The sequence below is a fragment of the Pseudomonas sp. P108 genome, from assembly GCF_032613195.1.
In the GTDB taxonomy this organism is placed as follows: domain Bacteria; phylum Pseudomonadota; class Gammaproteobacteria; order Pseudomonadales; family Pseudomonadaceae; genus Aquipseudomonas.
Genome location: NZ_CP126691.1, coordinates 5,156,937 through 5,175,783 on the forward strand (window position 1 = coordinate 5,156,937; position 18,847 = coordinate 5,175,783).

The following is an 18,847-nucleotide window of genomic DNA, read 5'->3' on the forward strand; positions in this document are numbered from 1 at the left end:
AACACCGACATGACTCAAGTAAACCTTGGCACCGCCAACGAATTCATTGCCCGTCACATCGGCCCGCGCGCCGGCGACGAGCAAGCCATGCTCAACAGCCTCGGTTTCGATTCGCTCGAAGCCCTGAGCGCCAGCGTCATCCCGGAAAGCATCAAGGGCACCAGCATGCTCGGCATGGACGACGGTTTGAGCGAAGCCGATGCACTGGCAATGATCAAATCGATCGCCGGCAAAAATCAGCTGTTCAAGACTTACATCGGCCAGGGCTACTACAACTGCCACACGCCGTCGCCGATCCTGCGTAACCTGCTGGAAAACCCGGCCTGGTACACCGCTTACACGCCGTACCAGCCAGAAATTTCCCAGGGCCGTCTCGAAGCGCTGCTGAACTTCCAGACCATGATCAGCGACCTCACCGGCCTGCCGATCGCCAACGCCTCCCTGCTCGACGAAGCCACCGCTGCTGCCGAAGCCATGACCTTCTGCAAACGCCTGAGCAAGAACAAGGGCAGCCACCAATTCTTCGCCTCGATCCACAGCCACCCGCAAACCCTCGACGTGCTGCGCACCCGTGCCGAGCCGCTGGGCATTGACGTGGTCGTCGGCGACGAGCGTGAACTGACTGACGTGACGCCGTTCTTCGGCGCGCTGCTGCAATACCCGGCGAGCAACGGTGATGTCTTCGATTATCGCGAACTGACCGAACGCTTCCACGCCGCCAACGCTTTGGTCGCCGTCGCCGCTGACCTGCTGGCCCTGACCTTGCTGACCGCCCCGGGCGAGTTCGGCGCGGACGTCGCCATCGGTTCGGCACAACGCTTCGGCGTGCCGCTGGGTTTCGGTGGCCCGCACGCGGCTTACTTCTCCACCAAAGATGCGTTCAAACGTGACATGCCTGGCCGTCTGGTCGGCGTGTCGGTTGACCGTTTCGGCAAGCCTGCGCTGCGTCTGGCGATGCAGACCCGCGAGCAACACATCCGCCGCGAGAAAGCCACGTCGAACATCTGCACCGCGCAAGTGCTGCTGGCCAACATCGCCAGCATGTACGCCGTCTACCACGGCCCAAAGGGCCTGACGCAGATCGCCAACCGCGTGCATCACCTGACCGCGATTCTGGCCAAGGGCCTGACCGCGCTGGGCGCGAAAATCGAACAAGCCAGCTTCTTCGACACCCTGACAGTAGCCACCGGCGCACAAACCGCTGCGCTGCACGACAAGGCGCACGTGGCGCAGATCAACCTGCGCGTGATCGACGCTCAGCGTCTGGGCCTGTCGGTCGACGAAACCACCACGCAGGCTGACATCGAAACCCTGTGGGGCCTGTTCGCCGAGGGCAAAACCCTGCCGGACTTCGCCGCCCTCGCCGCTTCGGTTCAAAGCACTATCCCTGCTTCGCTGGTACGCCAGTCGCCAATCCTCAGCCACCCGGTGTTCAACCGTTATCACTCGGAAACCGAGCTGATGCGCTACCTGCGCAAACTGGCCGACAAGGACCTGGCACTGGATCGCACCATGATCCCGCTGGGCTCGTGCACCATGAAACTCAACGCCGCCAGCGAAATGATCCCGGTGACCTGGGCTGAATTCGGTGCACTGCACCCGTTCGCCCCGGCCGCGCAAAGTGCCGGTTACCAGCAACTGACCGATGAGCTGGAAGCGATGCTTTGCGCCGCCACCGGTTACGACGCGATCTCGCTGCAACCGAACGCCGGTTCGCAAGGTGAATACGCTGGCCTGCTGGCGATCCGCGCCTATCACCAGAGCCGTGGCGATGAGCGCCGCGACATCTGTCTGATCCCGTCGTCCGCCCACGGCACCAACCCGGCCACCGCCAACATGGCCGGCATGCGCGTGGTCGTGACCGCGTGCGATGCGCGTGGCAACGTCGATATCGAAGACCTGCGCGCCAAAGCCATCGAACACCGCGAACACCTCGCTGCGCTGATGATCACTTACCCGTCGACCCACGGCGTGTTCGAAGAAGGCATCCGCGAAATCTGCGGGATCATTCATGACAACGGCGGCCAGGTGTACATCGACGGCGCCAACATGAACGCAATGGTTGGCCTGTGCGCACCGGGCAAGTTCGGCGGCGACGTCTCGCACCTGAACCTGCACAAAACCTTCTGCATCCCCCACGGCGGTGGCGGCCCGGGCGTTGGCCCGATTGGCGTCAAGTCGCACCTGACGCCGTTCCTGCCGGGCCACGGCCAGATGGAACGCAAGGAAGGTGCGGTCTGCGCAGCACCGTTCGGCAGCGCAAGTATTTTGCCGATCACCTGGATGTACATTCGCATGATGGGTGGCGCCGGTCTGAAGCGCGCTTCGCAACTGGCGATCCTCAATGCCAACTACATTTCCCGTCGCCTCGAAGAGCACTACCCAGTGCTGTACACCGGCAGCAACGGCCTGGTGGCACACGAGTGCATTCTCGATCTGCGTCCATTGAAAGACAGCAGCGGCATCAGCGTTGATGACGTCGCCAAGCGCTTGATCGACTTCGGTTTCCACGCGCCGACCATGTCGTTCCCGGTCGCCGGCACGCTGATGATCGAGCCGACCGAAAGTGAATCCAAGGAAGAGCTGGATCGCTTCTGCGACGCCATGATCCGCATCCGCGAAGAAATCCGCGCGGTGGAAAACGGCACGCTGGACAAGGATGACAACCCACTGAAGAACGCTCCGCACACGGCGGCAGAGCTGGTTGGCGAGTGGACTCACCCGTACAGCCGCGAGCAAGCCGTGTACCCGGTCGCATCGTTGATTGAAGGCAAATACTGGCCGCCGGTCGGTCGTGTCGACAACGTCTTCGGCGATCGCAACCTGGTGTGCGCCTGCCCGTCGATCGAAAGCTACGCTTAAACCGATGCGGGATCAGTTATCGCTGATCCCGCACACACCGCAGATCCCCTGTAGGAGTGAGCCTGCTCGCGATAGCGGTGTGTCAGATAACAGTTATGTCGACTGATACACCGCTATCGCGAGCAGGCTCACTCCTACAAGGGAATGCGGTCAGCCGCAAAGATTCGCCAATTCCTATAACAAGAAACCGGAGAACCACTCATGTCGTTAAGCGTGTTCGACCTGTTCAAGATTGGCATCGGCCCCTCCAGTTCCCACACCGTCGGCCCGATGCGTGCTGCTGCGCGTTTCGCCGAGGGCTTGCGCCGTGAAAACCTGCTGACGGCCACCGCCAGCGTTCGCGTCGAGTTGTACGGTTCCCTCGGCGCTACTGGTAAAGGTCACGGCAGCGACAAAGCCGTGCTGCTCGGCCTCGAAGGCGAACACCCGGACACCGTCGATACCGAAACCGTCGCCGCGCGCCTGCAAGAAATTCGCGGCAACGGCCGACTGAATCTGCTCGGTGAACACAGCATTGCGTTCAACGAGAAAGAACACTTGGCGATGATCCGCAAGCCGCTGGCCTATCACCCCAACGGCATGATCTTCCGCGCCTTCGATGCGGCGGGGATCCAGATCCGCAGCCGCGAGTACTACTCGGTCGGTGGTGGTTTTGTTGTCGATGAGGACGCGGCCGGCGCCGATCGCATCGTCGAAGACGCCACACCGCTGACCTTCCCGTTCAAAAGTGCCAAGGACTTGCTCGGTCATTGCGCCACCTACGGTCTGTCGATCAGCCAGGTGATGCTGACCAACGAAAGCGCCTGGCGCCCCGAAGCGGAGACCCGTGCCGGCCTGCTGAAAATCTGGCAAGTGATGCAGGACTGCGTTGCCGCCGGTTGTCGTAACGAAGGCATTCTGCCTGGCGGTTTGAAGGTCAAACGTCGTGCGGCAGCGCTGCATCGGCAACTGTGCAAGAACCCGGAATCAGCGTTGCGCGATCCGTTGTCGGTGCTCGACTGGGTCAACCTCTACGCCTTGGCGGTCAACGAAGAAAACGCCAATGGCGGCCGCGTGGTCACCGCACCCACCAACGGTGCAGCGGGGATCATTCCGGCGGTACTGCATTACTACATGCGCTTTATCCCCGGTGCGAATGACGACGGCGTCGTGCGCTTTCTGCTGACCGCGGCGGCCATCGGCATTCTCTACAAGGAAAACGCCTCGATCTCCGGCGCCGAAGTCGGTTGTCAGGGTGAAGTCGGTGTTGCCTGCTCAATGGCGGCTGGCGCGTTGTGTGAAGTGCTCGGCGGCAGTGTTCAGCAAGTCGAAAACGCCGCAGAAATCGGCATGGAACACAACCTCGGCCTTACCTGCGACCCGATTGGCGGACTGGTGCAAGTGCCGTGCATCGAGCGCAATGCGATGGGTTCGGTGAAAGCCATCAACGCGGTACGCATGGCCATGCGTGGCGACGGCCAGCATTTCGTCTCCCTCGACAAAGTCATCCGCACCATGCGCCAGACCGGCGCCGACATGAAAAGCAAATACAAAGAGACCGCCCGCGGCGGTCTGGCGGTCAACATTATCGAATGCTGACCACGAAACGTACCTAACTCCCTCTCCCTCTGGGAGAGGGCTGGGGTGAGGGGCTTTTGATCTTGATCTTAATCTAGCCCCATACCCCCAAACTCAAACTTTCAAGGAGCCACGCATGTCCACCGAACAACTGTCGAAAACCCCGCTGCACGCTCTGCACATCGAACTCGGCGCCCGCATGGTGCCGTTCGCCGGCTACGACATGCCGGTGCAATACCCGCTCGGCGTAATGAAAGAACACCAACACACCCGTGAACACGCCGGGCTGTTCGACGTCTCGCACATGGGCCAGATCCGCCTGACCGGTGCCAACGCCGCCAAAGCCCTGGAAAGCCTGGTGCCAGTGGACATCATCGACCTGCCGGTGGGCATGCAGCGTTACGCGATGTTCACCAACGACAACGGCGGCATTCTCGATGACCTGATGGTTGCCAACCTCGGCAACGACGAACTGTTCCTGGTGGTCAACGCCGCGTGCAAGGATCAGGACCTGGCTCACCTGCAACAACACATTGGCGCTCAGTGCACCATTACGGCGCTGTTCGAAGAGCGCGCACTGCTCGCACTGCAAGGTCCGGCAGCGGTCACTGTGCTGGCGCGCCTGGCTCCTGACGTGGCGAAGATGACCTTCATGCAATTCAACCGCGTGTCGTTGCTGGGCGTGGATTGCTTCGTCAGCCGCTCGGGCTACACCGGTGAAGACGGTTTCGAAATCTCGGTACCGGCCGCCGATGCGGAAAAACTCGCGCGCGCCCTGCTCGCCGAACCGGAAGTTCAGGCCATCGGCCTCGGTGCTCGCGACTCGCTGCGCCTGGAAGCCGGCCTGTGCCTGTATGGCCACGACATGAACACCGAGACCACGCCAATCGAAGCCAGCCTGCTCTGGGCGGTCTCCAAGCCACGTCGCGCTGATGGCGCGCGGGCCGGCGGTTTCCCCGGTGCGGAAAACGTTTTCGCCCAGCAACAGAATGGCGTCGCACGCAAACGCGTCGGCTTGCTGCCACAGGAACGCACGCCAGTGCGTGAAGGCGCAGAAATCGTCAACGAAACCGGCGAGATCATCGGCAGCGTGTGCAGCGGCGGCTTTGGTCCGACCTTGGGCGGGCCGTTGGCGATGGGTTACCTCGACAGCGCTTATGTCACCCTCGCCACACCGGTTTGGGCCATCGTGCGTGGGAAAAAGGTGCAAATGCTTGTAAGCAAAATGCCATTTGTTCCACAACGCTACTATCGTGGTTGATTGACTGTTTCTATAAGTAACGCGATTGCGTAATGCGTGCACTAATGTGTCACGCAATCGCCACAAAAAAGTGCATTTTCTAACAATCGATTCGAATATGAACTTTGCTTATAACGTTCGAAAACAATTGAACAAGCGAATCGTCTAAGCCCGCACTAGTGAAAGGATTAACTTGCTCAAGCTCAGTAAAACCGGGGGCTTCGCAGGGCTTGTTTTTTCTCCCGTAGTTGGCGTAGAGTTTGTCCACTGTGTTTGCATGGGTCAGCTTGGAATCGTGACCTGGGCAGTAGCCTACAAGTTAGCTACATCCCGTTCGACGTCTTCTTACTCTCCTGCAACCAGCCCCAGTACTCTTTCATGAGAAAGAGACTGTCATCAATTTTTGCGTCAAAGGAAATAAGAAATGTCCACACGTCAGAGCGGTACCGTCAAGTGGTTTAACGACGAGAAAGGTTTTGGTTTTATCACTCCAGAAAGCGGTCCGGATCTGTTCGTGCATTTCCGCGCCATTCAGGGCAACGGCTTCAAAAGCCTGAAAGAAGGCCAGAAAGTGACCTTCGTTGCTGTGCAAGGCCAGAAAGGCATGCAGGCTGACGAAGTACAAGCAGAAGCCTGATCTTCTGTTACGAAAAAGCCCCTGATATTGATATCAGGGGCTTTTTTGTGCGCGCGAATCCGTAAAATGGCGCTTCAATTTGCGTCCAGAGGCTGCCATGTCGAAAAACCTGCTCACCCCACAGGGCGATTTTCCTGCCGTTGGCCTTGGCCGGCGTCTGGCTGCGATGTTCTATGACTTTCTGCTGTGCACCGCTCTGCTGATCGTCACCGGATTCGTTTACAAGTTGATCCAGGCAGCGATCATCGGCGAAGAACGTCTGCGGGTGATGACCGACGCCGGGCAACTGGACGGTGATCCGCTCTACTCGACGGTGCTGGTGTTGGTGCTGTTCGCATTCTTTGCGAAATTCTGGACCCATGGCGGGCAGACACTGGGCATGCAGGTGTGGGGCATTCGCGTACAGAACGCCAATGGCACCGCGATCAGTCTGTGGCAGGCGCTGTTGCGCTTTATGGTGTCGATTGCGTCGTGGCTGTGCGTGGGGCTGGGATTCTTCTGGTCGCTGTACGACAAGCAGAAGCGCACGTGGCATGACATCTATTCGGATACTCGCGTCGTGCGAATTCCGAAAAAGACCAAATAATTTCCAGACGCCAAAAACCACTGTAGGAGTGAGCCTGCTCGCGATAGCGGTGTATCAGTCAACATAATTGTTATCTGACACACCGCTATCGCGAGCAGGCTCACTCCCACAGGTTTATTTGTTGCCTGAAAGACCTCAGGCGTTACCGGCCAGCTTCATCCGTGCGGCCTGGGTGAAGTCCAGCATGCGCTTGAGCGGCCGGATCGCCTGCGGAATCAACGCCGGATCGACAAAGATCTCGTTCGTGCCCTCCTTCAAGCTCTTGAGCGTGCGCTCAAGGGTATTCATGGCCATCCACGGGCAATGTGCGCAACTGCGGCACGCGGCACCGTTACCGGCGGTTGGCGCCTCGATGAAGACCTTGTCCGGGCACAACTGCTGCATCTTGTAGAAGATGCCCCGGTCGGTGGCCACGATCAGGGTCTTGTTCGGCAGGCTCTGCGCAGCGGCGATCAACTGGCTGGTGGAACCGACGGCATCCGCCAGTTCAATCACCGAAGTCGGCGATTCCGGGTGCACGAGGATCGCAGCATCCGGGTACAGCGCCTTCATGTCCTCAAGCTGCTTGGACTTGAACTCCTCGTGGACGATGCAGGCACCGTCCCACAACAGCATGTCTGCGCCGGTCTTGCGCTGAATGTAGGTACCCAGGTGCTTGTCCGGCCCCCAGATGATCGTCTCACCGTTGTCCATCAGGCTTTCGACGATCTCCAGCGCGCAACTCGATGTCACCACCCAGTCAGCCCGCGCTTTCACAGCAGCGGACGTATTGGCGTAGACCACCACCGTGCGCTCCGGGTGCTGATCACAGAACGCCGAGAACTCGTCGACCGGGCAACCCAGATCCAGTGAGCAGGTCGCTTCGAGGGTTGGCATCAGCACGCGTTTTTCCGGGTTGAGAATCTTCGCGGTCTCGCCCATGAACTTCACGCCGGCGACCACCACGGTTTTGGCCGGGTGAGCGTTGCCGAAGCGGGCCATTTCCAGGGAGTCAGAGACACAGCCACCAGTTTCTTCGGCCAGAGCCTGAATCACCGGGTCGCAATAAAAGTGGGCCACCAGCACCGCGTCCTGAGCCTTGAGCTCGGCGGCGATAGCGGAACGGTAATAAGCCTCTTCCTCAGCCGTTAGCGGTTTGGGCTGTTTGGCATCGAGGTGGGCTTGAACCAGAAGGCGTTCGGAAATCTGCGTCATGTTCGCAAGACCTGCAGGCGCGTTCGCGCGAAAGTCGAGTATACACCCGGCTCCGGACCGCTTGAGGGTACCGCCGGGAGAGTGAGTATTATCAGGCACGGACAGCGTTGAAGCTGCGCAAGGCTACAGAATATCCCGTTGATACAAAAGATGATTCTGACCTGCGTCAGCGCTGCGGGTATTGAAATAACGCATAGCGAAATTGCAGGCAAAAAAAAACCCGGAAATCCTCACTTTCGTGGGCCTTCCGGATTTTCTAAACCGCCAAATATGGTGGGTCGTGTGGGATTCGAACCTACGACCAATTGGTTAAAAGCCAACTGCTCTACCAACTGAGCTAACGACCCGCTGTGTGGTGGCGCGTATAATACTGATTTTTAAGGACTATTCAACACCTTTTTGAAAATAATCAAAAATAAGGTGTTGGATCGTCCACACCAGCTGCCGCGAAGCCCTCTGCGCGCAGGCGGCAGCTGTCGCATTTACCGCACGCGCGGCCGTCATCGTCGGCCTGATAGCAGGACACGGTGAGGCCATAATCAACACCAAGCTTCACGCCCGCCTGAACGATCTGCGCCTTGCTCAGGTTCTGCAGGGGCGCCTGGATGCGGAAGCCATTGCCTTCGACGCCCGCCTTGGTCGCCAGATTGGCCATACGCTCGAACGATTCGATGAACTCCGGACGGCAATCCGGGTAACCGGAATAGTCCACGGCGTTGACACCAATAAAGATGTCACGCGCACCCAGCACTTCCGCCCAACCCAATGCCAGCGACAAGAACACCGTATTACGCGCCGGCACGTACGTCACTGGAATGCCTTCGCCCAGCTCTTCTGGAATCTCGATGCTGGTGTCAGTCAGGGCCGAGCCGCCCATGCCATTCAGGTTCAAGCCAATGACTTTGTGCTCCACCACGCCCAGGTCACGGGCGACGCGTGCAGCGGCGTGCAATTCGGCATGGGATCGCTGACCGTAATCGAAGCTCATGGTGTAGCAGCTGTAGCCTTGCGCCCGCGCCATGGCTACAACGGTCGCCGAATCCAGGCCGCCGGACAGCAGGATAACCGCACGTTTTTCGGTGGTGTTCAGTTGTTCGGTCATATCAGCGCCCCGGCTCGTCGTTCCAAAGATATTTATGCAGCTGCAATTGCAAGCGCACCGGCAGGTTGTCCGCCACCACCCAATCCGCCAGATCGCGGGCATTGAGGTCATGGTGACTTGGGGAAAACAGCACTTCGCCGGCACGTCGATCGAGACCGTACTGAATCAGTTTGGAGACGGCCCAGTCATAGTCGTCCCGCGAGCAGATAACAAACTTCACCTGATCGTTGGGCGTCAGCAGTTCGATGTTCTCGTAACGGTTGCGATGGGCTTCTTTCGAATCCGGTGTCTTCAGGTCGACAACGCGACTGACGCGCGGATCGACAGCCGAGACGTCGAGGGCGCCGCTGGTTTCCAGCGAGACCTCGTAGCCGGCATCACACAGCTGTTTGAGCAAAGGAATGGCGTTCGGCTGTGCCAGCGGCTCACCACCGGTGACACAGACGTAGCGCGGACGAAATCCGGCCACTTGCTCGAGGATATCGTCGAGGGTGCGCACAGTGCCGCCACTGAACGCGTAGGCGCTGTCGCAGTATTGGCAACGCAGTGGGCAACCGGTCAGGCGCACAAAAACCGTGGGCAGCCCGGCAGTCCGCGTTTCCCCCTGCAACGAGTAGAAAACTTCGGTGATTCTCAATGTGTCTTGCATAGTCGCCACGGGCGTAACAGCTAAACAGGCTGTCCGCCTCCGTCAGGCACTTCAGGCAATCCCGCCAACGCGTAGACCGCAAGAAGCGTGTTTCAGAAAAAGGGCGTGAATTCTAACGAAAAAACCCGCGACAAGCGCGGGTTTCTTCCAAACGGGTCAAGCGTGCTTACATGCGTTGCAGATCGCGTTGAGCCAACTGAGCGGCGGACGTGCCCGGGTATTGGGCCACCACCTGCTGCAGAATGCCTTTGACCTTGTCGGTATGACCGAGGCGGCGCTCTACATCAGCCAGCTTGTACAGCGAATCCGGCACTTTGGCGTGCTTGGGATACAGCTGCGAAACCTTGGCGAAAGCCTGACCTGCACCTTGCAGATCGCCTTTGGCCAGATTGACTTCGCCCAACCAGTACTGGGCGTTGCCCGCGTACTGGCTGTTCGGGTATTTGCGCAGGAAAGCGGCAAAAGCCTGGCTGGCCTTGTCGAAATCCTTGGCTTTGATCAGGTCGAAAGCGGCATCGTAATACAGCTTTTCCTTGGCCGGATCACCCGGTTCGCTGCTTGCAGCAGGTGCCTGGGCAGCAGCCCCGGCGCCAGCGGCAGCACCGGCAGCAGCACTTGCATCGCCACCGGCAGAAGAATTCTCAGGAGTCGCGGCAGGTGCAGCACCGGATCCTATGCGCCGATCAAGATCCTGGTATCGCTCCAGGGATTCCTGCTTCATGCGCGCAACCTGATTCTGCAGTTCTTCAATCACACCTTGCTGGCGCGATATCTGATCCTGCATTTGTTGCAGTTGGTTGAACAGCATGCCTTGTGCCGAGGCAGGGGCCGAAGCCGCTCCCCCGGCATAGGCGCCGTTCGTACCGTAACCTGCAGGCGGATAACTGCTCCCGCTATTGTTATAACCGGAGTTGTCATCGACCACAGGAACCGCAGCCCACGCCGCAAGCGGCGCGAGGCTGAGAGCCAGAACAGTTACAGCACGACGGCACGTTCGCATATCGAATTACTTACGCAGTTCGACGCGACGGTTTTGAGCCCAGGACTGCTCGTCGTTGCCGGTAGCAACTGGACGCTCTTCGCCGTAGGAAACCAGTTCCAGCTGAGCTGGGGAAACACCTTGCAGTACCAGGTAGCGCTGAACGGCTTTCGCACGACGCTCGCCCAGTGCCATGTTGTACTCACGAGTACCACGTTCGTCGGTGTTGCCTTCCAGAACAACGCGAGCGCCGTTTGCTTTCAGGTCTTTGGCGTGAACGTCCAGAGCGCGCATGGCTTCTGGCTTCAGGTCCGAGCTGTCGTATTCGAAGTAGAAGGTGGTGATTGCGCGCAGAGCAGCTTCTTCGCTCAGGGAACCGTCAACGGCACCAGTGTTTGCGCCGTAACCAGCGTTTGGATCAACAGCGCCTTCACCGGCGTTGTCGCCGCCTTTGGACGAGCAACCTACAGCTACAGCCATGGCCAGAGCCAGCGCAGCAAATTTACCAAACTTCAGCATTTCCATCGTGAAACTCCTAATGAACCCCAGTGTGTTAAGTAAAACGTGTAGCGCCCGCTCACTTCAGGTAAGGGGACCAGGACGGTTCTCTGACTTCGCCTTGAGCGGTAGGAAGCGGGAGCCTAACGCGTCCATTAATGGACACGAGCATCAAGACTCCCCGGCCCTGTTGGCGGGTGGCGTAGATTACCATGGTGCCGTTGGGCGCAACAGTAGGTGACTCGTCCAGAGTGCTATCAGTGAGGATCTTTACACTCCCTCGCTGCAGATCCTGAGCTGCCACCTTGAAATTGGTGAAGCCATCCTGACGGTGGATCATCACCAAAGTCTTTTCATCTGCCGAAAGTTTCGGGTTGGCGTTGTAGTTACCTACAAACGTCACACGCTCGGCACCACCGCCACTGGCGCTGGTTTTGTAGATCTGAGGCTTGCCGCCGCGGTCCGAGGTGAAGTAGATGGTCGAACCATCCTTGCCCCAGTACGGTTCGGTGTTGATGCCAGGACCTGCGGTCACACGGGTGATCTGGCGCGAAGCCAGATTCATCACGTAAATGTCCGGGTTACCGTCCTTCGACAGTACGAACGCCAGGCGATCACCGTTCGGCGACCAGGCTGGTGCACCGTTCAGGCCTTCGAAGTTGGTGATCTGTTCACGGCGACCGGTGTCGATGTTCTGCATGAAGATACGCGGACGTTTCTGCTCGAACGACACGTAGGCAATGCGCTTGCCATCCGGTGCGAAACGCGGCGACAGGATCGGCTCACGCGATTGCAGCAGAGTTACAGCACGAGCACCGTCATAGTCCGAACGCTGCAGGGTGTAACGGGTGTTCTTCTCGGAGAAGCGTTCAGCCGTCACATACAGCAGGCGAGTCGAAAACGCACCTTCGATACCGGTCAGCTTCTGGAACGACTGGTCGGAGATGAAGTGCGCCATGTCACGCAGTTGCTCGGTAGTACCGGACACACTGCCGTCGGCCACTTTCTGTTCGGTGGCCACGTTGAACAGTGCCCACTGCACTTGCAGGCGACCGCCGGCTGGCGCAATGCTGCCGACCATCATGTATTGAGCACCCACCGCCTTCCAGTCACGGAAGATGATTTCGCTCGGCTGGCTTGGCTGGCTGATCATGTTTTGCTTTGGAATCGGCGAGTAGTAGCCCGAGTTACGCAAATCGTTACCAATGATTTCAGCCATATCATCCGGCAGCACGGCACCGCCCTGCATGCCGAACGGTACGACGGCGATCGGGGTAGCCCGATCGCTGCCGCTGGTAACCAGAATGTTTTTCTCATCCGCCATCGCGATCCCTGCCATGCAGCAGATCACGACCAGCATTCCTCGAAGAAGGTTTCTCACAAGGCTAGATCCTCAGGTGTGAATGTCATCTTGAATGAACGATACGGAGCGAAATCGCTCGGCTTCATTCCCTGCATTTCTGTCAAACGTCCAATATTCTTCACTGCCGCGACTGCCGACGCATCGAACGGACCATCACCACTGGACTTGGCCACGCTGACCGAAGTCACCGTACCGTCCGGCAACATGCCGATCTGCAGCACAACAGTCATGCCTTTGCGTGCCGAAGGTGGACGGGCCCAACCCTCTGCAGCTCGCGCACGAATCAGGTCATCGAAACTGCCCGCGACTTCGTCACCCTGCTCATCGGCCAAGGCCTGCTGGCGCTGCGGCGTGTCGGAAAGCAGATCGGCCAAGGCCTGAGCCTTTTTGTCTTCGGTCGATTTACGTGCCGCATCCTGCGCTTTCTTCTTCGCAGCATCGGCAGCAGCTTTCTTCTTCGCTTCGTCGGCGATTTTCTTCTTCGCCTCTTCAGCTTCAGCTTTCTTCTTGGCGTCTTCGGCGGCTTTCTTCTTCGCGTCTTCGACGATCTTCTTCTTGGCTTCTTCAGCAGCGGCTTTTTTGGCCTCTTCTTCAGCAGCCTTTTTCGCTTCTTCTTCAGATTTCTTCTTGGCTATATCAGCCAATTGTTTCTCTTCGGCCTTTTTGGCTTCGGCGGTCTTCTTGGCTTCGTCGGCTTTTTTGGCTTCGTCAGCCTTTTTCGCCTCGTCTGCTTTTTTCGACTCGTCGGCCTTCTTGGCTTCCTCGGCTTTTTGAGCCGCTTCTTCTTTCTTTTGTTCCGCAGCGGCCTTGATCTCTTCCTGCTCGACCTTCTTCTGCTCCATCTGCTCGACTTCGGTCTGGCGCGCGGCGGATTTCTTCGCCTCACCCGCAATCTTCTGATTGGTCTGGGTGGTTGCCTGACTTTTCGATTTCAGTTGGTAGAGGGTCGCCTGGACAATCGGTTTGGCCGGCGGCAGCTCTGGTGTAAAGGCAAAACTGACGAACAGCATGCCGAACACCAGCACGTGCAGGACAATCGCCAGAACACTAGGCCAGAAGTAGCTTTCCGAGGCGGACGGCTCTCGCTGTTGCTGCATCAGGGGGCCTCGGTAATCAAACCAACATTACCGACCCCGGCTTTCTGCAACCCGCCCATGGCGCCCATGACGGAACCGTAGTCGACGGTTTTGTCACCGCGGATGAAGACCTGGGTACGCTTGCCGCCTTCAGTGCCGGCACGAATGATCTTGGTCACCGCGTCGGTCATTTGCGGCAGGGTCATGGCCCTGTCCTGTTGCTTCTCGGTATCGACTTCGCTGCCAAGGTTCCAGTAGTAGGTCTTGTCAGCCTTGATCGAAATGGTCAGGACCTGAGTGTTGTTGTCCTGCGGCAAGGCTTCGCTGGAAACCTTGGGCAGATCAACTTTCACGCCCTGATTGAGCATCGGCGCGGTCACCATGAAGATGACCAGCAGCACCAACATCACGTCGATGTAAGGCACCACGTTCATCTCGGCGACCGGCTTGCGCTTTTTGCGAGCTCGAGCGATTAAAGCCATTGGAAATTACCTGCTTATTCTTCGCTGGTGTGCACTTTGCGGTGCAGGATCGCCTGGAATTCATCGGCGAAGGTGTAGTAGCGGCCCAACAAGGTTTCGCTGCGAGCGGCGAAACGGTTGTAAGCGATTACCGCAGGGATCGCGGCAAACAGACCGATCGCTGTGGCGATCAGGGCTTCAGCGATACCCGGAGCCACAGTGGCCAGGGTTGCTTGCTGGGCGCTGGCCAGACCGCGGAAGGAGTTCATGATGCCCCACACGGTACCGAACAGACCGATGTACGGGCTGACCGAACCGACAGTGGCAAGGAACGGCAAGCTCTGCTCCAGCTTCTCTTCTTCGCGGGAGATGGCTACGCGCATGGCACGGGCCACGCCTTCCATGACCGCTTCAGGGTCGACACCTGGCTGCTGACGCAGACGCGAGAACTCTTTGAAGCCAGCGCGGAAGATCTGCTCGACGCCCGAATCCGGGTCAGGGTTGCTACCCGCCTGACGGTACAGTTTGGACAGATCGATACCCGACCAGAAGCGCTCTTCGAAGCTCTCCAGGGCGCGTCGACCGGCACGCAGCAGATTGCTGCGCTGAAAGATCATGATCCATGAGGTCACCGATGCGGCTACCAGGGTCAACATTACCAACTGCACCACGATGCTGGCATTGCTGACCAGGCTCCACATGGAGGAATGGTCGACGACGTTAGCTTCCACGCTTTATCTCCTGCTTTGAGTGTGTACCCGGGCCGACCGCGTCGGCAAAGGCCGCACGCAAGTCTTCGGGAAGGGCCCGGGGTTTCAAACTGTTAGTGCGCACACAGGCCACCAAAAACTGCCCCTCGCAGAGCAGCACATTATCCGTAGCCCGCCTGACCTGCTGTTTGAAGCGCAGGCTGGCACGGTTCAATTCGATTACTTCAGCGCTTACCAGCAGTTCATCGTCCAGTCGCGCCGGCGCGTGATAGCGCGCTTCGCTGGAGTGCACGACAAACAACAGGTCCTCCCCGGCAAGCTGCGATTGGGCAAAGCCCAGCTCGCGAAGCCGCTCGGTTCGAGCCCGTTCCATAAACTTGAGGTAATTAACGTAATACACGATGCCGCCCGCATCGGTGTCCTCGTAATAAACGCGACAACGATGTGCGAACGGCTCAAGCCCGTTTTGCGCGCGCATACTCTAGTGCTTACTCCTCAGGTTGCCAATCCGGCCAGGCAACTGTTTTTCATGGTTTCAGAGCTTTACCGTAAAAGTACCGTCCTCTGACAGTACAAACCCTGAATAAATCGACAACAAATGTGTATTAGTCGTCCACGGCATCGAGAAACTCGTCTGCCACGGGCATTTCACCCATTCGTGACGGAATGTTTAAACCGAAGTGCAGGTACGCATGCCGCGTCACCACCCTGCCCCGCGGTGTGCGCATGATGTAGCCCTGCTGAATCAGATACGGTTCCAGCACATCTTCAATGGTGTGACGTTCTTCACTGATCGCAGCGGCGAGGCTGTCGATACCGACCGGGCCGCCATCGAACTTCTCGATCATGGTCAGCAGCAGACGCCGGTCCTGATGATCGAAACCGTGTTCGTCGACATCCAGCAGGTTCAGCGCCAGATCCGCCACCGCTTTGGTGATATGGCCCTTGGCACGCACTTCGGCGAAGTCGCGCACCCGGCGCAGCAGGCGGTTGGCAATACGCGGCGTGCCACGGGCGCGACGAGCGATTTCGAAAGAACCTTCCGGATCCAGTGGCAAACCGAGGATGGCCGCCGAACGGCTGACAATCGTCGCCAGATCGGCCGTGCTGTAGAACTCAAGACGCTGGACGATACCAAAGCGGTCACGCAACGGATTGGTCAACATGCCGGCGCGGGTCGTTGCACCCACCAGAGTAAACGGCGGCAGATCGAGCTTGATCGAACGCGCTGCCGGCCCTTCACCAATCATGATGTCGAGCTGGAAATCTTCCATCGCCGGGTACAGCACTTCCTCAACGATCGGCGACAGACGATGGATTTCGTCGATGAACAGCACATCGTGCGGCTCAAGATTGGTCAGCAACGCCGCCAGATCACCCGGACGCTCAAGCACCGGACCGGACGTGCTCTTGATCGATACGCCCATTTCCTGGGCGATGATGTTGGCCAGCGTGGTCTTGCCCAGACCCGGCGGACCGAAGATCAGCGTGTGGTCGAGGGATTCACTACGACCACGGGCAGCCTGGATGAACAGCTCCATCTGCTCGCGCACGGTCGGCTGGCCAATATAGTCGGCCAGGCTGACCGGACGAATCGCGCGGTCCTGGACTTCTTCGCGCTCGCGCGGGCTGTGCGCGGCGGCGATCAGACGATCAGCTTCAATCACTTAAATCATTCCCTTCAGGGCGCGGCGGATCAGGTCTTCACTGCTCAAATTCTTGTCCTTGATGGCGGTAATCGCCTTGCTCGCTTCCTGCGGCTTGTAGCCCAGGGAAATCAGCGCGCTGACCGCATCGTTCTCGGCGGTATTGACCGGCGCGGGGCCGTCCGGCTGATTCGGTACCAGCGCGAACATGGCCGGCGTAGTTTCCCAAGCCTTGAAGCGGTCTTTCAGCTCGACCAGCAGACGCTCGGCAGTTTTCTTGCCGACCCCCGGCACCTTGGTCAATGCCGAGGTGTCCTGAGACTGCACGCAGCGGATCAGTTCGTCGACTTCCAGACTCGACATCAAGGCCAGCGCCAATTTCGGCCCGACACCATTGAGACGGATCAACTCGCGAAAAAAGTCTCGCTCACGCTTGCCGGCGAAACCATAGAGTAATTGCGCGTCTTCGCGTACGACCAAATGGGTGTGCAAGGTCAGCGGTTCACCGACCGACGGCAGACGATAAAGGGTGGTCATGGGCACTTCCAGCTCATACCCGAGGCCGTTTACATCCAGAATCAGGTGCGGCGGCTGTTTCTCAGCCAGGGTGCCGCGCAAGCGTCCAATCACGTTTCAGATCCTTGAGCGTTGGCCAGCCGTGGGCTGGCGACTGTCGAAAGGCGGATTCCGGGCCGACGACCCAGGCGCAGGAAATCCGCTTTCAGGAAAATTGATGCTGATGCTATCAGAGACGCAGGCGCCCGCCACGACTGCGTGCCGTTCCCAAACCGTGCGGCAGCAGACTGGAGCGGGTGTGCGCATGGCAAATGGCAATGGCGAGGGCGTCCGAGGCATCGATTTGCGGTTTGCTGGTCAGCTTGAGCATGTGCATGACCATCATCTGCACTTGTTCTTTATTGGCGGCGCCGGTGCCGACCACGGCCTGTTTGACCTGAGTGGCGGTGTACTCGGCAATCTCCAGGCATTCTTCAGCGCCGGCGACAATTGCCGCTCCGCGCGCCTGCCCAAGCTTCAACGCCGAATCGGCGTTTTTCGCCATGAACACTTTTTCGATGCCCATGGTGACCGGGCCGTAGGTCTGGATGATCTCGCGTACGCCGCGATAGACGATTTGCAGACGCTCGTGCAGCTCGCCGGCGCCGGTGCGGATACAGCCAGAGGCCACATAGATGCAGCCACCTCGCCCGGTATCGCGAACAATGCCGTAACCGGTAATGCGCGAACCGGGGTCGATACCAAGAATTAAAGTCATAACGCCTGCAGATTCGGTAAAAGCACGATTTTCAAATCAACCCATAACAAATGTGGGAGCGAGCCTGCTCGCGAAAGCGGTTTCATCATCAGCAACGATGTTGACTGAAAATCCGCCTTCGCGAGCAGGCTCGCTCCCACATTGAATCGTAGTCGCTCTTAACCGAGCTGAGCGGCCACGTCTTCCGGAATATCAGCGTTGGAATAGACGTTCTGCACGTCATCCAGATCTTCAAGCATGTCGATCAGCTTGAGCACCTTTTCCGCACCTTCCAGATCCAGCTCGGCGCTGGTGGTTGGCTGCATGACGATTTCCGCATCATCGCCCTTGAACCCGGCGGCTTCCAGCGCGTTTCGCACCGCATAGAAACTGGTGAACGAGGTGAACACATCGATCGAGCCGTCTTCGTGGCTGACCACGTCATCGGCATCGGCTTCCAGCGCCGCTTCGGTCAGTGCGTCTTCATCAACGCCCGGCGCGAAGCTGATCTGGCCTTTGCGCTCGAACAAGTAAGCCACCGAACCGTCGGTGCCGAGGTTGCCACCACACTTGCTGAACGCATGGCGAACGGCTGCCGCAGTACGGTTGCGGTTGTCGGTCATGCACTCGACCATCACCGCTACACCGCCCGGGCCGTAACCTTCGTAGGTCAGCTCTTCAACGTTGTCGGCTTCGGTGGCACCGGCGCCACGCGCGACGGCGCGGTCAATGATGTCGCGGCTCATGTTCGCGCTCAGCGCTTTATCCAGCGCCAGACGCAGACGCGGGTTGGAGCCCGGATCACCGCCGCCCTGACGGGCCGCAACGGTCAGTTCGCGGATCCACTTGGTGAAGATCTTGCCTCTCTTGGCATCCTGACGTTCTTTGCGGTGCTTGATGTTCGCCCACTTGGAATGACCTGCCATAACTCGCTCCGAATTCTCTTTGAAACGTTGCCCGCCCTGCACATGCAGCGGCCAGCAAACAAAAAATCTCGACCTGCTCTCTATAGATAGAAAAAAGGCGCATCCGAAG

General features: G+C 58.7%; 19 protein-coding genes and 1 tRNA gene. 5 read left to right on the forward strand and 15 right to left on the reverse strand.

The genetic code is table 11. From position 1 onward, the window contains the following. The first annotated feature begins 9 nt into the window (after window positions 1–9). The 5 genes from gcvP (at window position 10) to QOM10_RS22730 (ending at window position 6,882) form a co-directional block, all read left to right on the forward strand. The gene (gene gcvP / locus QOM10_RS22710) at window positions 10–2,862 is read left to right on the forward strand and encodes an aminomethyl-transferring glycine dehydrogenase (RefSeq protein WP_316916980.1); all 2,853 of its coding nucleotides are present in this window, start codon (window positions 10–12) and stop codon (window positions 2,860–2,862) included. A 201-nt stretch (window positions 2,863–3,063) separates the two neighbouring features. Then, the gene (locus tag QOM10_RS22715; RefSeq protein WP_123443683.1) at window positions 3,064–4,440 is read left to right on the forward strand and encodes an L-serine ammonia-lyase; all 1,377 of its coding nucleotides are present in this window, start codon (window positions 3,064–3,066) and stop codon (window positions 4,438–4,440) included. 115 nt (window positions 4,441–4,555) lie between these two features. Beyond that, window positions 4,556–5,680 carry a glycine cleavage system aminomethyltransferase GcvT gene (gcvT, locus tag QOM10_RS22720; protein WP_316916981.1) on the forward strand — a complete coding sequence of 375 codons (1,125 nt, stop codon included), beginning with the start codon at window positions 4,556–4,558 and terminating at the stop codon, window positions 5,678–5,680. A gap of 403 nt (window positions 5,681–6,083) precedes the next feature. After that, window positions 6,084–6,296: a cold-shock protein gene (locus QOM10_RS22725; RefSeq protein WP_003227496.1), complete on the forward strand. Its 213-nt coding sequence runs from the start codon at window positions 6,084–6,086 to the stop codon at window positions 6,294–6,296. Window positions 6,297–6,393: 97 nt separating this feature from the next. Further along, the gene (locus tag QOM10_RS22730; RefSeq protein WP_250607518.1) at window positions 6,394–6,882 is read left to right on the forward strand and encodes an RDD family protein; all 489 of its coding nucleotides are present in this window, start codon (window positions 6,394–6,396) and stop codon (window positions 6,880–6,882) included. A gap of 135 nt (window positions 6,883–7,017) precedes the next feature. Here QOM10_RS22730 and nadA read toward each other — a convergent pair whose 3' ends face one another. The 15 genes from nadA to QOM10_RS22805 all read right to left on the reverse strand — a co-directional run bounded on the left by nadA (window position 7,018) and on the right by QOM10_RS22805 (window position 18,738). Continuing rightward, entirely contained in the window at window positions 7,018–8,076 is a 1,059-nt protein-coding gene (gene nadA / locus QOM10_RS22735; RefSeq protein ID WP_016773509.1) for a quinolinate synthase NadA, read from the reverse strand. A 271-nt stretch (window positions 8,077–8,347) separates the two neighbouring features. After that, window positions 8,348–8,423: transfer RNA gene (locus QOM10_RS22740), tRNA-Lys, on the reverse strand. Window positions 8,424–8,485: 62 nt separating this feature from the next. Beyond that, on the reverse strand, window positions 8,486–9,178 hold the full coding sequence (gene queC, locus QOM10_RS22745) for a 7-cyano-7-deazaguanine synthase QueC (RefSeq protein WP_150750358.1): 693 nt from the start codon (window positions 9,176–9,178) through the stop codon (window positions 8,486–8,488). A 1-nt stretch (window position 9,179) separates the two neighbouring features. Then, window positions 9,180–9,827 carry a 7-carboxy-7-deazaguanine synthase QueE gene (gene queE / locus QOM10_RS22750; RefSeq protein ID WP_007912722.1) on the reverse strand — a complete coding sequence of 216 codons (648 nt, stop codon included), beginning with the start codon at window positions 9,825–9,827 and terminating at the stop codon, window positions 9,180–9,182. 166 nt (window positions 9,828–9,993) lie between these two features. After that, the gene (gene ybgF / locus QOM10_RS22755; protein ID WP_016983829.1) at window positions 9,994–10,827 is read right to left on the reverse strand and encodes a tol-pal system protein YbgF; all 834 of its coding nucleotides are present in this window, start codon (window positions 10,825–10,827) and stop codon (window positions 9,994–9,996) included. Window positions 10,828–10,833: 6 nt separating this feature from the next. Next, a complete protein-coding gene (gene pal / locus QOM10_RS22760) occupies window positions 10,834–11,331 on the reverse strand; it encodes a peptidoglycan-associated lipoprotein Pal (protein ID WP_003178634.1) in 498 nt (165 codons plus the stop codon). A gap of 52 nt (window positions 11,332–11,383) precedes the next feature. Continuing rightward, window positions 11,384–12,664, reverse strand: coding sequence for a Tol-Pal system beta propeller repeat protein TolB (tolB, locus tag QOM10_RS22765; protein ID WP_016983828.1), 1,281 nt, complete (start codon window positions 12,662–12,664; stop codon window positions 11,384–11,386). Between the two features lie 17 nt (window positions 12,665–12,681). Then, the gene (gene tolA / locus QOM10_RS22770; RefSeq protein ID WP_016983827.1) at window positions 12,682–13,764 is read right to left on the reverse strand and encodes a cell envelope integrity protein TolA; all 1,083 of its coding nucleotides are present in this window, start codon (window positions 13,762–13,764) and stop codon (window positions 12,682–12,684) included. Further along, window positions 13,764–14,216: a protein TolR gene (gene tolR, locus QOM10_RS22775; protein WP_161806672.1), complete on the reverse strand. Its 453-nt coding sequence runs from the start codon at window positions 14,214–14,216 to the stop codon at window positions 13,764–13,766. Before tolR ends, tolA begins: the two co-directional genes overlap by 1 nt. Before the next feature lie 23 nt (window positions 14,217–14,239). Continuing rightward, window positions 14,240–14,935, reverse strand: a complete 696-nt coding sequence (gene tolQ / locus QOM10_RS22780) for a protein TolQ (protein ID WP_008080223.1) — start codon at window positions 14,933–14,935, stop codon at window positions 14,240–14,242. Then, the gene (gene ybgC, locus QOM10_RS22785; RefSeq protein ID WP_064119107.1) at window positions 14,925–15,392 is read right to left on the reverse strand and encodes a tol-pal system-associated acyl-CoA thioesterase; all 468 of its coding nucleotides are present in this window, start codon (window positions 15,390–15,392) and stop codon (window positions 14,925–14,927) included. Before ybgC ends, tolQ begins: the two co-directional genes overlap by 11 nt. Window positions 15,393–15,519: 127 nt before the next feature. After that, window positions 15,520–16,581 (reverse strand): Holliday junction branch migration DNA helicase RuvB, encoded by a 1,062-nt coding sequence (gene ruvB / locus QOM10_RS22790; RefSeq protein WP_016983825.1) that lies wholly within the window; start codon window positions 16,579–16,581, stop codon window positions 15,520–15,522. Then, complete coding sequence (gene ruvA / locus QOM10_RS22795) at window positions 16,582–17,190, reverse strand: Holliday junction branch migration protein RuvA (RefSeq protein ID WP_034153418.1); 609 nt, start codon at window positions 17,188–17,190, stop codon at window positions 16,582–16,584. Between the two features lie 115 nt (window positions 17,191–17,305). Continuing rightward, window positions 17,306–17,833, reverse strand: coding sequence for a crossover junction endodeoxyribonuclease RuvC (ruvC, locus tag QOM10_RS22800; protein WP_007962095.1), 528 nt, complete (start codon window positions 17,831–17,833; stop codon window positions 17,306–17,308). 158 nt (window positions 17,834–17,991) lie between these two features. Then, window positions 17,992–18,738: a YebC/PmpR family DNA-binding transcriptional regulator gene (locus tag QOM10_RS22805; protein WP_007912738.1), complete on the reverse strand. Its 747-nt coding sequence runs from the start codon at window positions 18,736–18,738 to the stop codon at window positions 17,992–17,994. Window positions 18,739–18,847 lie beyond the last annotated feature (109 nt).

Bases quoted from the DNA above. Each gene is read 5' to 3' on its own strand.
- gcvP (WP_316916980.1), top strand. From the start codon at position 10: ATGACTCAAGTAAACCTTGGCACCGCCAACGAATTCATTGCCCGTCAC.
- QOM10_RS22715 (WP_123443683.1), top strand. From the start codon at position 3,064: ATGTCGTTAAGCGTGTTCGACCTGTTCAAGATTGGCATCGGCCCCTCC.
- gcvT (WP_316916981.1), top strand. From the start codon at position 4,556: ATGTCCACCGAACAACTGTCGAAAACCCCGCTGCACGCTCTGCACATC.
- QOM10_RS22725 (WP_003227496.1), top strand. From the start codon at position 6,084: ATGTCCACACGTCAGAGCGGTACCGTCAAGTGGTTTAACGACGAGAAA.
- QOM10_RS22730 (WP_250607518.1), top strand. From the start codon at position 6,394: ATGTCGAAAAACCTGCTCACCCCACAGGGCGATTTTCCTGCCGTTGGC.
- nadA (WP_016773509.1), bottom strand. From the start codon at position 8,076: ATGACGCAGATTTCCGAACGCCTTCTGGTTCAAGCCCACCTCGATGCC.
- queC (WP_150750358.1), bottom strand. From the start codon at position 9,178: ATGACCGAACAACTGAACACCACCGAAAAACGTGCGGTTATCCTGCTG.
- queE (WP_007912722.1), bottom strand. From the start codon at position 9,827: ATGCAAGACACATTGAGAATCACCGAAGTTTTCTACTCGTTGCAGGGG.
- ybgF (WP_016983829.1), bottom strand. From the start codon at position 10,827: ATGCGAACGTGCCGTCGTGCTGTAACTGTTCTGGCTCTCAGCCTCGCG.
- pal (WP_003178634.1), bottom strand. From the start codon at position 11,331: ATGGAAATGCTGAAGTTTGGTAAATTTGCTGCGCTGGCTCTGGCCATG.
- tolB (WP_016983828.1), bottom strand. From the start codon at position 12,664: ATGCTGGTCGTGATCTGCTGCATGGCAGGGATCGCGATGGCGGATGAG.
- tolA (WP_016983827.1), bottom strand. From the start codon at position 13,764: ATGCAGCAACAGCGAGAGCCGTCCGCCTCGGAAAGCTACTTCTGGCCT.
- ybgC (WP_064119107.1), bottom strand. From the start codon at position 15,392: ATGCGCGCGCAAAACGGGCTTGAGCCGTTCGCACATCGTTGTCGCGTT.
- ruvC (WP_007962095.1), bottom strand. From the start codon at position 17,833: ATGACTTTAATTCTTGGTATCGACCCCGGTTCGCGCATTACCGGTTAC.
- QOM10_RS22805 (WP_007912738.1), bottom strand. From the start codon at position 18,738: ATGGCAGGTCATTCCAAGTGGGCGAACATCAAGCACCGCAAAGAACGT.